We start from the raw sequence: 14974 nt of genomic DNA, 5'->3' as shown, positions 1-14974 counted from the left end.
TTGGCTAAGTGGGCCTACTCATGACGATAAGACGGGTGAATTTTAACTGCTCGATCTTTAAGCATATATCCTAGAGGAGTGATTTTGGAGTCAATAGGTGGACGTTCTGAGGCAGCAAATAGCATTGAGCTCTTAAGGAAAACGAAGGGCTCTTTCGAAGCTGACCCATTGACCGATGCATTTGCTCGTCGCATGACTTATTTACGTCTATCGATTACCGATGTCTGTAATTTTAAATGCCAATATTGTCTGCCTCAAGGATACCGTAAATCGAATGAAACAGGTGACGCAAAAGAATTGTCTTTAACAGAAATCGAGCGACTGGTCAGTACTTTTGCTACGTTAGGAACTAAAAAAGTCCGTATTACTGGTGGTGAGCCAGTATTGAGAAAAGACTTAGTCGATATTATTCATCTTTGTCGAAATACACAGGGTATTGAGCAGGTTGCATTAACGACCAATGGCTATCGCTTAATGCAAGAGCTTCCTGGTTGGATAGAGGCAGGACTCACTCAGTTAAATGTCAGTGTCGATAGCATTAATCATCAAGAGTTTCAGATGATCACGGGCTACAGTCGACTTAATGATATTTTACAGGGTATAGAAATCGCCGCTGCAAGTTCACTCAATGATATAAAAATAAACAGTGTGTTATTAAAAGATTATCACCAGAATCAATTGAACCTATTCTTAGACTGGATTAAAAAAAGAAACGTAACGCTCCGCTTCATCGAGCTTATGGAGACAGGAGAGCATCGGCAATTCTTTTCAAAACAACATATTTCTGCTGAACCTATTTTGGAATCTTTGAAGAGCCAGGGGTGGAGTGAACTTAAACGTGATCGCCATGCAGGCCCGGCCGTTGAACTATCGCATTCTGAGTATGTAGGAAAGATTGGCTTTATCATGCCCTATAGTAAAAACTTTTGCCAAAGCTGTAATCGCATACGCATCACTGCGCAAGGAAAACTTCATCGATGTTTGTTTAGTGATGAGGGTGTGTCTCTTCGTTCGCTATTAAAAGAAAGTGCAGATAAAGAACTGGTTGAATGTATTAAAAATACAATTCAAGGTAAAGCGGTAAGTCATAGCCTTCATCAGCACAAGACGGGTGCGATTATAAATTTGTCGAAAATAGGAGGTTAATATGGATAAGCCGAAATCAGCGTCATTAGCGTTTGCAATATTAACCTTGTCAGATACTCGAAGTCTCAAAGAAGATCGTTCGGGTGATTTATTACAACAACGAATTGAGACTGCCGGACATCAAGTGCTTGATCGTATTCTTATCAAAGACGATGTTTATTTAACTCGTCGCGAAATCTCTCGATGGATCGCCGATCCCAAAATTCAGGTCGTTATTACTACGGGTGGTACCGGATTTTCAGGTCGAGATTCAACCCCTGAAGCCGTCTCGGTTTTACTCGATAAGCAGATAGATGGGTTTGGCGAATTGTTTCGTCAGATTTCTTATCGACAGATTGGCTCGTCGACCATTCAATCGCGCGCGTTTGCCGGAATGGCTAATCGCACACTTATTTTTTGTTTGCCGGGATCTTCGAATGCTTGCGCAACCGCTTGGGATGAAATTCTTATGCAACAACTCGATTCGACTCATAGGCCATGTAACTTTGTAAGCCATTTAGATACTCACGGAGCTGAATAGCAGAATGACACAGTCAGAATTAACACACATTAATCGACAAGGTTATGCCAATATGGTCGATGTCTCTGATAAAGCGATAACTTCTCGCTCGGCACTCGCAGAAGGTTTTGTGTGTATGTCAGAGCAAACGCTGGAATTAATCGAACGAGGAGATCATCAAAAAGGCGATGTTTTCGCAGTCGCGAGAATTGCTGGCATTCAAGGAGCAAAGCAATGCAGCCAGTTGATACCCCTTTGTCACCCGTTAGCATTAACCAAGGTGAGCATAGATCTTTCGATTGATAAAGAACGACGCCGTGTTCGAATCACCTGTTTATGCAAATTGGACGGTAAAACCGGAGTTGAAATGGAAGCTTTAACCGGTGTAAGCGTTGCCTGTCTCACGCTATTTGATATGTGTAAAGCGGTCGACCCATTGATGGTTATAGAAGGTATTAAAGTGGTTCAAAAAGAAGGTGGCAAACATGGTTCATGGCAACGAGATTAAAGTACTGTTTTTTGCCTCATTGAGTGAATTAATTAACACCAAAGAGCTTTCGATTACTGTCGAACCAAGATCGACCATCGCTCAGTTGCAATCGCTATTATGCCAAAGATTTCCAGAGCTAGAAGAGGCATTCTCTCAGACAACACTCATCGCTATTAATCAAACCATGTGTGAACTCGAATCAGAAATTCCAGAACAGGCAGAGGTTGCCTTTTTTCCTCCGATGAGCGGTGGGTAAGCGAGCTCGAAATATGAATAATAAAAAAGAGGAACACAACTCTATTTTAATTTCTGAGTTACCTCTCGATACTCAAGCAATTATGGGCTTTGGTCATGATCCACATTTATCCCACGGTGCCGAAGTGTGGTTTGTTGGTCGAGTAAGGCCAAACAGTGACTCTGAAAAAGTGAATCAGCTTTATTTAGAGCATTATCCTGGAATGACTGAAACATCGATTCATCAACACATAGAAAATGCTCGACTAAGGTGGTGTATCGAAGGGTGTAAAGTAGTACATCGAGTAGGTGTCATTTTGCCGGGTGAAGCCATCGTCGTTGTCGGAGTCAGTTCTTTGCATCGCAAAGAAAGCTTTCAAGCGGCTGATTATTTAATGGACCATTTGAAGAGCTGCACACCTTTTTGGAAAAAAGAAATAACCGAGAGTGGTGAATCATGGATAGAAGTAAAGGAGTCTGATCGTCAGTCTCTTTTATCATGGAATTGAATCATTGAGCATTAAATACCTGTTCTTGATAAATTTTCACAACGTCTGGAAATCCATTTTTTACCCTTAAATATTCTCGCTCTTGTGGCAAGGTTATCAGTTAGGTAGAAAGAATAAACTGCGTCTGGTTAAGTTTGTTGAGCTCGTTTGACCGACCGCTTGTCGGATCGTCTAATTTATTATTGGTTATAAAAGGAAATTTTAAAGATTAAAAAAGACTTAAATAAATCTCAAAACTGGCCGATTTGGGAATATCGAGCGTGAGATAACGATGCTTATTCAGACTGAAGGCTTATTCAGACTGCGGGGTTATTCAGACTGCTCATGATGAACCTAGGGGGCGAATAGGTGAGTAGATTGAAAAGCTGGATAACCGCTGGATTGTGTTTTGGTCTAGCTTCGTTCTTTATTGTTGATAGTGTTAACGATACGCCAGAAAACGATGTGCTGCCCTTGATCGTCGACGCCGAAAAAGCGTCGGTTCCATCGCCTACTAACGCCGATCAATCCACGACCCATTCCCCAAAAAGAGACCTTGATTCGTCACGAGCAAGTCATAGTCGTGTTTTAAATCAAGATGTTAGTGCAGGTTCACGGGCGAAAAATTTAGTTGATACCTATCCTACAGAGACCGACTTAGTGGATACTGCTGAGACACCAGAATTATGGCAGACAGGGCGGCAATATGGATTGGACTACACCACATTTCCGCATACTAAAGTTCTTGAGTTCGACGCCGTGGGAATTGATGCAGAGGCTGTGCTACTGGCCGAACCCGGTCAATCTCTGCGACTTCCATTACCAAGTAATCAAGTTGCTCAAGTGACCGTTAAGCAATCCAAAATCGACCGTTTGGGTAATGTAACCGTGAGTGGGTATCTTGATGGGTTTGGCGACCGATATCCATTTGTCATCACCTACAGTGAACAGTCGACTTTTGCAATGGTGACTAATCCAAGTGGCAGTTACAGTGTCGAAACCGTGAACGGTATTGGTTGGATTTATAAAAATCCAAATGAACATGAGCTAAGTGCACCAGGTTACAATGATTCAAAGATTCCTCAGCTAGACCCAGGAAAAGCTGAGTAAAATTATTATCAACACTTTGCGCTTTAACGGATGCGCGCGACGATCAGTTCGTTGCTAACCAGGATGGTTTTCAGTAAAGGCGAGGTATAACATGTTTGCAAGATACATTCGTGTATTTAGTTTTCTCTTAATCGTTTCGAGTTATTCAGTCACTTCAAAAGCGGCATCGACGACCATCGATGTGCTCGTTCTTTATAATTCTGATCTGGCGGCTCAATACAGTGGCGACGCGAATACTAGAATTCAACATTTGATTAATGTCTCTAATCAAATTTATTTAGACAGTAATATTGATATTGAGTTGCGCTTAGTGCACTCGCAACTAGTTTCATACAATACGGTGGGAGATTCAGAGGTCGCGTTAAATCGAATGACCAATGGCGACTCTCCGTTTCAAAGTATTGCTGACATGCGCACCACCTACGGCGCCGATATGGTCATTTTTATGCGACCTTATGATGATTCGCACAACAGTTGTGGTATTGCTTGGATTGGTGGGTACAACAGTAACGGCAATATGGCGTCATGGGACAATTATATGATGTCGCATGTTTCAGCGACAACCTGTGGCGACTATGTGACCGCTCATGAGCTGGGTCATAATATGGGGCTACGTCATTCAAGATTACAAGATGGTTCTGGCGGCACTTTTCCGTATGCATTAGGTCATGGAATCGTGAACGACTTTACCACCATCATGGCGTATCAAAGTGCGTTTAATGTCGATTACGTTAACGGAAAAATTTATAAATTTTCTTCCCCTAACTTGACTTGCAATGGCCAACCTTGTGGGGTTAATCGAGGTAATGCCAGCGATGGTGCCGATGCGGTATACACCATTGGTATCACAGCTCCGCAAATTGCTAATTATTTTGGTGAGACCAATAATGGTAATGGTGGTGTTGGAAGTTGCTTAGCGACCGCTCAGCAGTTGTTGGATGATGCTCAAACTGACTATGACTCTGCAAAAGTCATTTATGATACTGAAAAGTTGGAATACCGAGATGTTCGTAAGCAGCACTCATTGTTAAAACGTACGGCTTTAAAGCTGGCACGAGATCACGCCAAATACATTAAACAAGCAGACACTAACTTAGCAAAGCGAGATCAATTTCTTGATGAGTACAATAACAGTGTGGGCGAATCAGACCGTGTACGAAATTCGTTGTATAAAAAGTATCTTAGGTTTAAGGCTTTGTATGAGCAAGCTGTGATTAATCGCGATGCAGTGGCTCCATTAGTAGCGCCGGCACAAACAGAGTTCGATAACTACGTGCCGGTTTATGAAGCCGCGAAAGGTGAATACGAAACGGCTAAGGTTAACTTTGTTGATTCTAAAAATAATCTTCGTGCAGCGAAGCGAATGTACAGCGAAGCAGAAAATAGCTGTGCAGGATAATGTATCAATATAGAATCTTGAGCATTAATCTATAAATTATTGCATGAGTTATCTATTCATGGCGGCTGTTTTTCAGTCGCCATTGAACCGCAAAGTAAATAACACTCCCTAGCAATCCAGAATATAAGCACCATTGATGAAGAGCTGAAATACTGAGCCAACCCAACATGGGGTTATCCTTGGCCCAAGGATAAAAAGGTTCTAGATCAGAATGCATAATACTGTCTAACCAGACATGACTTGCACTGCCGATTAATGCACTAATTATGGCAATGGACCACTTGACCTTTCTTTGACTCAGAGGAAGTTTAAGTAGAAACAACCCTATCTCTGAGAGGTACTTGCCACTGAGCGCTGCGATGGCTGCGATAATCAAAGCACCCAAGTAAGTATGTGTAAAGCCATGTAAATGACCTTCACCCGTAATCATGACGAATAAAGGTTGAATATCCATCACAATTTGTGCCCAGCCGAAAACCATTAAACTGAAGCTGCCTTGCAATACTGACTTAATGAGAATTCCCGGGCCCATATGTATTGGGGTAAAGGGCATTGATGTATCCTTAACTATTGATTTTATGCACGAGATTAGTGCTATTATCGAGCGAGTAAAGCATACTCTGACCGACGAGTGAGCACAAATTAACTCTAGTCAAGCCCTCGTAAGCCGATTGGTGGTAGTGAAATATCAGTGTGTATACTCGCTCTTTTTATGATTGACTCAATTTTCTTTTGGAAGGATACCTCGATGAATCTTCAGCGGTCAGCAGTTGGATTTAGCTTCTTCACCCTGTTTGTTTTATTGGCAATAGCGGTGTCATCTGCTGCGGTTATTGCTGGTTATTCCGTGAACGAAGTTGCTATGGGCAGCGCAACTACATTTTATAGTATTGTGTTACCATTTTTTATTTTTAACTTGGTGGTTACCTTAGGGCTAAAACGGAATTTTAAATGGGCTTTTGTTTTAGCATTAATAGAGGTGCTTATTCTATTGTGCTGGGGATTTTATAAACTAATTACTGCCTTTGAATTTTTCTTTGCATTGGTTTTTTTGAGTATGCTTTCAACGCTAGTGTATGACTACGTAAAGAGCCAAGACGATGCGCATGAGCAATGCGAAGAAGATTAACCCAGCAGAAACATTCTTAAGACACTATACTGCGATTTCTACCTTGTTCTTTAGCAATAAATAGAGCATCGTCAGCACGTTTTATAAGATCTTTAAGCGTAATATCCTGTTCATCCAATTCAGTTAATCCAGCGCTAAATGTCGCTGCTTTTTCATTAGAAATACAAAGATTGGAAATGTCAGCTCTTATCCTTTGTAAAATAGTGTCTGCCTCAGTGATATTGGTGTGTGGGAAGACCAGAAGCCACTCTTCAATGCTGTATCTACCAAATGAATCTTGTTCTCTGATAATTTTCTGACAAATACTAGAAAAGTTTTCCATAAATACTTCCGCTGTTTCTTCTGATGAACTCTTCGCTGAAGAATTATTTGATTTCTCCAACTCTTGCTTAAAGTGGTCAATTTCGATAATTGTAATAGTTAATGGGTATTTATAGCGCTGCGCTGAGTTGAACTCGAGTTTTGCCGTATCTAATATCTGCTTCCTATTGGGGGATTCAAGTTGACTATTTTTATCCGTATATTTATTGAGTTGGCGCTTAATACGACGATTCACTCTTAGTAGGTATATAATGACTAACATTAAGCATACTGAAACAATAAACCATGGTTCTAATAGTTGGAATGGAGCAGGCAGAGTAGAAACTGGCGACTCTGAGGTTAACAACAGTTTCTCTGTGCTGGCAAAAGCACTCAATGATTTAATTATTACATAAGCTACTAAAGCGAATTTAGCCAGTAGCATTTTGATATTCAATCTAAGTTGACCTCTAACAAAGTTTACTAATTTAGCTAAGTCCCTCAACGTTTCACTTAGAGAATCCCGTTTAAAGAAAGCGGCTTAGAGCCTCACTAAAAGTCTCTTTATTAACTATAGACGCTTAAGACCAATAATTGAAAAAACAAGTCAGTCATTCTATGAGTCGAGATAGACGTTTCAATAAGTTTAAAATCGCGCAAGCCGCTAGACTGTTTATAGGGTAAATATGGTGGTATATTCTTGATCTAATACTCTACGCTTGATTTTAATATTCTGTGCTTGAGCATAATAATCTGTGCTGTGCGTAGTAGTCTGTGATTCTAAGCATTCTCTAATTTACTTGAGTTGTCGAAATATTGTAATTATGAAAGATAATGTTTTTTCAAAAGTACGTATTGGGGATTATATGGTCGATTTTGATAGCGGCCTCATAACACCTTGGCAATACAGTCCTTCGACAAAAGCGCAACAGTCCAGAGACATCAATCCCGAAGAATCTATTCGATTAGAGCCTAAAAGTAGCCAAGTATTACAGTGCCTCGCCTTAAACAATGGTCGCCTTGTTTCTAAAGATTCTCTGATTCAAAAAGTATGGCCCAATCAGTATGTATCTGATGACACCTTGCTAAGAACTATCTCTCGCTTGCGAGCAAGTTTGAATGATGACCCTAAAGACCCTGCGTTTATCGAGACGCTTCCTAAACGAGGGTATCGATTAATCGCTCCGGTAGAGTTTCCGAAAGAAGAAAGTGTCGCCTTAAGATATAAAACGTTAATCATAATCGTCTTTTTTATAATGTTTCTTTTGCTCGCTTTCGTCATCTGGTTTTCTCAGAGTTCTAATTCACCTAGTGGTCCAAAAGATGATCTGTTAGCACAAGCAGACGATTACTATCATCAAATGCGTCTAGCAGATAATGAAATGGCCATCACCTTGTATCAGCAGCAATTAACCTTGCATCCAAATTCGGCAGAAGCCTATGCCGGTCTTGCAAATGCATTGGTACAACGCGCGTTACGTTGGAGCGGTGATGCTCATTCAGAAATCAAGCAAGCAGACGTTAATACGTTAACCGCTAAAGTCATCTCTGGTGCGCTCAATAACCAAGCAGCCCAAGCGCAGCTAAAGAGGGCACGCACATTGGCCGAAAAGGCAGTTGCACTTCGACCCAATAGCATTGTTGCTTTAAAAGCTTTAGGTTTTGTACTGTCAGCGCAAGGAGACTTTGACGGGGCCATTAAAATTTATCAAGGTGCGTTAGAGCTGGATGTCGAAGGCAAGGCTTGGCCAGTATTGATCAACTTAGGTGAGTTAAAAAAGGCAACTGGTGAGCCGAAGGTCGCGCTAACATTGTATGAGCGCGCCTTTTTTTCCATGGAGCAGCAGTACTCGGAACAAGAAGTGCAAATTCGGCCATGGATCGCAAGTTTAGCGGCTTTGATGGGGGAGCATTATCGAGAACTAGGAGAATATCAAGTCGCTGAAACCTGGTATCGACGAGCCATTAAATACGCACCATTACACGAGAAGGCGAGCATTGGGTTAGCGAAAGTATTTCATGTGACGGGCGACTCTCCGGGGGCTTTAGATCTGTGCGAAACCATCAACCAGAGACTCAAGACGGCGTATGCATGTCGCCAACTCTTTCCGCTCGAAGAAAAATAGCACCCTCTAAAGAGTTTGAGAAACTTCGATTTATCAATAAGATAGCTATTGTCAGCTTTTTGTCCGAGCAATCATAGTATCTTGTCAGGACTTATTCTTTCAGTAAACATAACCTTGAAACTCCAAAAGACTTAAAAGAGTGTTTTTCATGCGAATAGTTACCCGATGGTTGTCCATTGTTATACCCGTTGTTATGTCTATATCTGGTCATGCTGATCAATTGAATTCAAGTAAGCTGATTTCAACAGAGCAATTAAAGGAAGATTTTCAACAACTCTACGCAGGATTACAGCTAGGTAGTTATGACCTCTATGCACACCGGTCAAAAGCCGAGTTTGACTCTATGTTTGCGCGAGGACTCACCGAGTTGGATGAACCTTTAACGGTTTTCGAAGCGCAGAAACGTTTTATGAAGTTCGCAGCACATGCGAATATAGCTCATACGCGAATCGATTTCCCGATGGCTGATTTTATGTCGTTTATTGATCAAGGCGGTAAAACGTTACCCTTGTCCTTTTCGATCGATGATAACGAGGTTCGAGTTGACCAGTATTTTGGCTTATCGGATAAGATTAAACATGGTCATCAAGTGCTATCGGTTGATGGCATCTCTGTGAATGATTGGTTAAAACCACTTCGAGGTTACCTATCAGCAGATAACGCTCAGTTGCGCAATGAGTTATTAGAACAAATGGTGGCGCCTTTGTTGTGGTTAGATCAAGGTCAAAAAGAAAGCTACCATCTTAAACTGAAAGACCCGATCTCTAATAATGTCTTTGAAATTGTTCAAGTCACACTGACCCAAGACAAGCAGTCTCAACAGACATCAGAAAGTCAAACGCAAACTGATTCAAAACCTCGAGAATATAAAGTCATCGATGGCGCAATAGGCTATTTGAAACCTGGGCCGTTTTATAACGTATACGCGACAAATGAGATTGAAACATGGGATAACACGGAATTTAAAACCTTTATTGACGACGCTTTCAAGCATTTTATTGAAGCTAATGTATCGACCATTGTTATCGATATCACCGGTAATCCCGGAGGTACCAATAGCTTTAGTGATTTGATGCTGGCATGGTTTGCCGATAAACCCTTTCGGTTCGCATCCGACTTTCGAATTAAAGTCTCTGCACTTTCTCGTGCCGCTAATCAGGCTCGATTTCCAAAAAGCGGGTCGGCCGATGATATCACTACCAAGCTTGAAGATTTCTATAGTCGTCATCAAGAAGGTGATGTTATTTCGTTTCCTTTAGACAACAGCTTACCGAATGCAAAGCCACACTCAATAGTCGATAAAAATATAAATGTATTCGTGTGGATTGACCGCTTTTCTTACAGTAATGCCGTCTCTGTTGCTGCGATCGCTCAAGATTATCAATTTGCTACGGTCATCGGTGAAAAAACCAGTGATTTAGCGACAACTTATGGAGCGATGGAACATTTTAAGCTGACTCACACGGGCATTCAGGTAGGATATCCTAAGGCGTTAATTATTCGTCCGAATGGAGAGGCACAACCAGACGGTGTGACGCCAGACGTTATCATTCCAAACTACCAGGCGCGACTCACTCGTGAGAAGAGACTTAAGCAGGTACTAGCTTTCCTAAAATCAAGTCGGCTAGAAAAGCAATAAGACATTAAATCTTAAAGATCGGCTCAAAACCTGACTCTTAGATAGTCCATTACTTAATTTTCTAAGAAGTTGAAAAGTAGACTATATTTTAGTCTATGTACTAAGTATTGCTATCGTCTTGAAAGAGTCTCATTGCTATGTTTAAGAATCTTAATATCAATATGAAAATTGGCCTTGGAGTTATTCTGAGCGTTATTGTAACCATTCTACTGGTGTCCATTCTAAGCATTAGTAATATGAAGTCGGTATTGATGCAAGCCGAAGCGAGGGAGCTTGAGACCTACTATCGACAAGTGCTCTCGCAGATTGAAGAAGAAGGGCGAGTGGCTGAAATGATGAGTGCTCTGGTGGGTAATATTCCAGAGGTTCAACAGCGGTTAGCGAACAAAGAAAGAGACGCACTTGCGCAAATGCTCGTTCCTTCATTTAACGTATTAAAGTCGAATCCTGATTATGCGGTGCGACAATTTCAATTTCATTTACCTCCTGCAACGTCTTTCTTGCGTGTTCACAAGCCAGAGAAGTTCGGAGACGATCTCTCATCCTTTCGAAGCACCGTGGTGTCTACGAACACATCAGTGAAAGCAATTCGCGGCCTTGAGAAAGGTGTGGCTGGTTTAGGTTCACGCGGAATGGTTCCGGTAAAATTTCAAGGTAAGCACATTGGGTCTTTGGAGTTTGGGATGTCCTTTGGACAAACATTCTTCGATAATTTTAAGCAGCAAAATAACATCGACATTGCATTACACCTAGTAGAAAGCGGTGGCATGGCGTATTTCGCGGGAACCATTGATGCAGCTTCTCGGCTGGACTCAAATACTTTGATGGATGCATTGAAAGGGTTAACTCCGGTACAACAGCACAAAGTTAATGGTAGAGAAGCCGGTCATATTGCCGGCCCAGTTAGGGATTATAGTGGAAACATTATCGGTGTCTTAGAAGTAGCAATGGACCGTTCTTACTATGCCGAGGCGATTCAAAGCCAGCAAAACGAAGTCTTTATGATTGGCCTGTTCGCGCTCATCGCCGGAATAGCTTTCTCTTTCTTTTTAACAAGAACCATCAGTAAACCCATTGAGGAGGTTGTTAGTGCCTTAAACGATATTGCCGCTGGCGATGGTGATTTAACTCAAAGACTTGAAGAGCAAGGCAATAACGAACTTGCTAGGCTCGGAAAAGCGTTTAATAAGTTTGCTGAAAAAATTCGAAACCTTATTGTTGATGTTGCTGATTCGACAAAGACGCTGAGTGGTTCAGCAAGCGAAATGTTACAGATCGCTCAATCGACCCGAGCAACGGTTGATGAGCAAAAGCTTGGCGTTGAGCAAGTTGCTGCGGCAATTAATGAAATGTCAGCATCGGTTCATGAAGTTGCAACCAATACTACGGAAGCTGCGGACTTTGCGTTAGAAGCAGATAGGCAAGCTAAGCAAATCAACGTCATTGTTGATGAAACTGTGCAGTCAGTGTCTAAGCTCGCAGGTGAAGTTCAACAAATTGGTAATGTAACCGGAGAGCTGCAAAAGCAAACACAAAATATCGATACGGTGTTAGATGTAATTAAAGGCATTGCAGAGCAAACAAATTTGCTGGCACTTAACGCTGCGATTGAGGCCGCGAGAGCCGGGGAGCAAGGCCGTGGATTTGCAGTTGTTGCCGACGAAGTACGAACACTCGCGAGCAGGACGCAAGAGTCAACTCGAGAAATTCAAGACATCATTGAGTCATTGCAAGCTGGCGCTAACTCAGCCGTGGAAGCCATGCAGTCTGGAAGAAAAGAAGCCGATGTTACTCTCAGCAAAGCAAGTGAGGCCGAAGATTCTTTGGTTACTATTACTCAGGCTATAGCGTCCATTTCTAGTATGAACACACAAATTGCAACTGCGGCACAGGAACAAAGCGCGGTGGCTAATGATATTAATAAAAATGTGAGCTCAATTGCAGTGTTAGCCGATAAATCAGCTGAAGGCGTCAGCAGTGCTCAATCAGTGAGTGATAATTTAACTAGGCTTTCTGGTCGATTATCGGCCTTAGTTTCTCAATTTAAGACTTAGATCTTTTAAACAGTAACCGACCGCGGAGACTATTAAGTGGTGAGCAACCCGTATCAATATTCTGAAGTAGCAACGGACTCTCAAATAGATTGCCGAGCATCGACTATCGTGAAGTACTGGGAGAAAAAACGGATATTATTTAATGTACTTTTGCTTTTGGCTGGAAGTATACCATTGATAACTTTTCCAGTTATACCGGGTACTAACTTAAAGCAATTTCTGGTTGGCGGATTAATTTATGGGATTTTTGCGAATATTTTTTATTCCTTAGGCCCTTATTTTAATGTCTGGTATATCGTCTACTTGAATCGTCAAATGATAATTTTTAAATGGCTGTTTTATCTGGGTCTTCTATTCTCTATTGCATTAACCGTTTTGACTTCTTTTTCATTCGTGTTTTTTATTGATTGATTATCTAGATTAAATATCGTCATTAAAGTACTGTTCCAGCCCACGTTGATAAGTCGTTACGGCAAAGTCAGGAAAGCGTTCTTTGAATTTACTTGAAAGAAAAATGTTGTCGACGGAGTAGCGCGGAAGTAACTCAATGGTTTCTTTAATTGTTTGATTAAAAAGTCCAACAAGCTTTAGTTGCCATTGGCTTAAGATTCTATAGTCACTCGTCAACCCTAAAATCTCTTCCGATGTTTTAATTAATTGTCGATAGGTTTGCCGATTATCATCACAAGGTAGGTGCCAAGTTTGTTGATAAGCATCTTCTGTATTGCCTAAAAGAGCCATCGCTCGGCTAGCATCGGGTGTAAATATGAGGGTGCGAAACGTATCGTCTCGTAAAAACACGTTAGCTCTTTGTCTCGCTTTTAGTTTTTCTAAAATAGACACATTGGTAATGCTTTGTGTTCTACCGGGACCATAAAACTCTGGTGCACGGCAAATCATCGCTGATAGTCGCTGGGTGTGCATAGCCTCTAACAGCATTGTGGCGATCTGAGCTCTTACCTTTCCTTTAGGACCACTAGGCTCAAAACGCATGGTCTCGTCTTGAGGTTCATTGGTTTGCGGGTACATGTAAGTGTTATCGAAAAACACAAGCTTGACTTGTTCAGTAATGCAGGCACCAATTACATTTTGCATAATTATGGGCCACTGCTCTTGCCACATTCTGGTATTCAATGGGAGCCCCGCAGTAAGATAGGCCACCTCTGAACCCTTTATCGCGTTTAAAGTATCAATCGGGTTCCGCAGATCGGCACTGACTACTTGATCATTATCATTGATTTTAATCGGAGAGCGACTGACGACACGAACTTGCTCGGTATAATTATTATGCAGTGTTCTCGCCAATTCCGTACCGATTTGACCATTAGCACCAAGGATTGTTTGCATAGAGGAGCTTCTTGATTTAATTAAATCAAAAGAACTCTAAAATTTTTACTAGATGATTGTCAAATGAATGTATTCGAGATTTGAGATTTAAGATAGGCATGGTGTCTATTGGGTTCTCTTTAGGTTTAAAGCTATAGACTATATAACCTATAGACTTTAAGACTATAGACCTGTCGGTCAATGTCATGATAAAACTTAGACGTTTAAGGGCTTAGTTAATCTAGCTAAATTGAGTTACTACATTTAAATAAAAAAATTGGAGATTTTTATGCGTGTTTTGGTCCTTTTGTTACTTTTACCGATTCTTTCATACGCTGATGTTACCTACGGCGAAGGGGCCGATAAAACCAAGCTAGTATCTATATCGAAGCTACTCAGTAATGCGTCAGACTTCAAAGATAAAACCATTACTGTCAGTGGTGAAATTACTGCTGTATGTAAAAAGCGTGGTTGTTGGATGACCTTTAAAAGTGATGTAGAAAACCAATCACTAAAGATAAAAGTGAAAGACGGTGATATGGTTTTTCCCGTCGCTGCGAAGGGCAAGAAAGGTCTTGCAACTGGCGTGTTAGTTGAACGAAAAATGGATCTTGAGCAAACTCGACAGTACTACGAACATATTGCCGAAGAGCAAGGTACGACTTTCGACCCTAACTCGATCACCGAAGCTTTGACTCTCTATCAGTTGAATCCAACAGGCGTTACTATTCTCGATTGAATAAGCATTTGAATATTTTCTAGACGATAGTAATTACATCGATAAGGGCAATAGTTGCTCTTATCGACTCTCGTGCTCCTATTTCCCTTAATACAGATTGAAATTACTTGAATATGATAGTCAGCATGTATTTCACAAAGCTGTTAGTCGTCAAAGATCAAATGTCAAAGAAATGCGAGTAACCGACTTTGGAATGGTCGCTAATCGTGTAAGAAAACACTGTCGAGAAACTCGGTGGAGAATCGCATAGTTTTTTGATTAATCACCAACACTTCTTGTTTTAGACTGACAACTT

General features: G+C 41.2%; 15 protein-coding genes. 12 read left to right on the top strand and 3 right to left on the bottom strand.

The features are described 5' to 3' along the window. The first annotated feature begins 84 nt into the window (after nt 1-84). The 7 genes from moaA to Q9312_RS10535 all read left to right on the top strand — a co-directional run bounded on the left by moaA (nt 85) and on the right by Q9312_RS10535 (nt 5366). Nucleotides 85-1146, top strand: a complete 1062-nt coding sequence (gene moaA / locus Q9312_RS10565) for a GTP 3',8-cyclase MoaA (protein WP_309200809.1) — start codon at nt 85-87, stop codon at nt 1144-1146. Between the two features lies 1 nt (nt 1147). Next, nucleotides 1148-1666, top strand: a complete 519-nt coding sequence (gene moaB / locus Q9312_RS10560; protein WP_309200808.1) for a molybdenum cofactor biosynthesis protein B — start codon at nt 1148-1150, stop codon at nt 1664-1666. 4 nt (nt 1667-1670) lie between these two features. Continuing rightward, nucleotides 1671-2153 (top strand): cyclic pyranopterin monophosphate synthase MoaC, encoded by a 483-nt coding sequence (moaC, locus tag Q9312_RS10555; RefSeq protein WP_309200807.1) that lies wholly within the window; start codon nt 1671-1673, stop codon nt 2151-2153. Further along, entirely contained in the window at nt 2131-2391 is a 261-nt protein-coding gene (locus Q9312_RS10550; RefSeq protein ID WP_309200806.1) for a MoaD/ThiS family protein, read from the top strand. The genes moaC and Q9312_RS10550 overlap by 23 nt, the downstream gene beginning before the upstream one ends. A 13-nt stretch (nt 2392-2404) precedes the next feature. Further along, on the top strand, nt 2405-2878 hold the full coding sequence (locus Q9312_RS10545) for a molybdenum cofactor biosynthesis protein MoaE (RefSeq protein ID WP_309200805.1): 474 nt from the start codon (nt 2405-2407) through the stop codon (nt 2876-2878). A 348-nt stretch (nt 2879-3226) separates the two neighbouring features. Next, nucleotides 3227-3967: a protease inhibitor BamI-like protein gene (locus Q9312_RS10540; RefSeq protein WP_309200804.1), complete on the top strand. Its 741-nt coding sequence runs from the start codon at nt 3227-3229 to the stop codon at nt 3965-3967. Between the two features lie 91 nt (nt 3968-4058). Next, a complete protein-coding gene (locus Q9312_RS10535; RefSeq protein WP_309200803.1) occupies nt 4059-5366 on the top strand; it encodes a zinc-dependent metalloprotease in 1308 nt (435 codons plus the stop codon). Nucleotides 5367-5418: 52 nt separating this feature from the next. Here the strand turns inward: Q9312_RS10535 and Q9312_RS10530 are convergent, their stop codons facing one another. Further along, nucleotides 5419-5919, bottom strand: a complete 501-nt coding sequence (locus tag Q9312_RS10530) for a metal-dependent hydrolase (protein WP_309200802.1) — start codon at nt 5917-5919, stop codon at nt 5419-5421. 195 nt (nt 5920-6114) lie between these two features. Here Q9312_RS10530 and Q9312_RS10525 point away from each other — a divergent pair, with 195 nt between their 5' ends. After that, nucleotides 6115-6495, top strand: a complete 381-nt coding sequence (locus Q9312_RS10525) for a hypothetical protein (protein WP_309200801.1) — start codon at nt 6115-6117, stop codon at nt 6493-6495. A 16-nt stretch (nt 6496-6511) separates the two neighbouring features. Here Q9312_RS10525 and Q9312_RS10520 read toward each other — a convergent pair whose 3' ends face one another. After that, nucleotides 6512-7252, bottom strand: coding sequence for a GGDEF domain-containing protein (locus Q9312_RS10520; protein WP_309200800.1), 741 nt, complete (start codon nt 7250-7252; stop codon nt 6512-6514). A 367-nt stretch (nt 7253-7619) separates the two neighbouring features. Between Q9312_RS10520 and Q9312_RS10515 the strand changes: the two genes are divergently transcribed. From Q9312_RS10515 to Q9312_RS10505, 3 genes are all read left to right on the top strand, one after another. Continuing rightward, nucleotides 7620-8921: a winged helix-turn-helix domain-containing protein gene (locus Q9312_RS10515; protein ID WP_309200799.1), complete on the top strand. Its 1302-nt coding sequence runs from the start codon at nt 7620-7622 to the stop codon at nt 8919-8921. A gap of 148 nt (nt 8922-9069) precedes the next feature. Continuing rightward, a complete protein-coding gene (locus Q9312_RS10510; protein ID WP_309200798.1) occupies nt 9070-10560 on the top strand; it encodes a S41 family peptidase in 1491 nt (496 codons plus the stop codon). A gap of 137 nt (nt 10561-10697) precedes the next feature. After that, entirely contained in the window at nt 10698-12614 is a 1917-nt protein-coding gene (locus tag Q9312_RS10505) for a methyl-accepting chemotaxis protein (protein ID WP_309200797.1), read from the top strand. Between the two features lie 420 nt (nt 12615-13034). On the opposite strand, the gene Q9312_RS10500 is transcribed toward Q9312_RS10505, so the two are convergent. Further along, the gene (locus tag Q9312_RS10500; RefSeq protein ID WP_309200796.1) at nt 13035-13961 is read right to left on the bottom strand and encodes an NAD-dependent epimerase/dehydratase family protein; all 927 of its coding nucleotides are present in this window, start codon (nt 13959-13961) and stop codon (nt 13035-13037) included. A gap of 268 nt (nt 13962-14229) precedes the next feature. Here Q9312_RS10500 and Q9312_RS10495 point away from each other — a divergent pair, with 268 nt between their 5' ends. Further along, on the top strand, nt 14230-14679 hold the full coding sequence (locus Q9312_RS10495; protein WP_309200795.1) for a DUF4920 domain-containing protein: 450 nt from the start codon (nt 14230-14232) through the stop codon (nt 14677-14679). The last annotated feature ends 295 nt before the right edge of the window (nt 14680-14974 follow it).

Origin of the sequence: Pleionea litopenaei (genome assembly GCF_031198435.1) — a bacterium.
Classification (GTDB): domain Bacteria; phylum Pseudomonadota; class Gammaproteobacteria; order Enterobacterales; family Kangiellaceae; genus Pleionea; species Pleionea litopenaei.
Note: the sequence above shows the minus strand (reverse complement) of the source record. Positions and strands in the feature narration are given on the sequence as shown.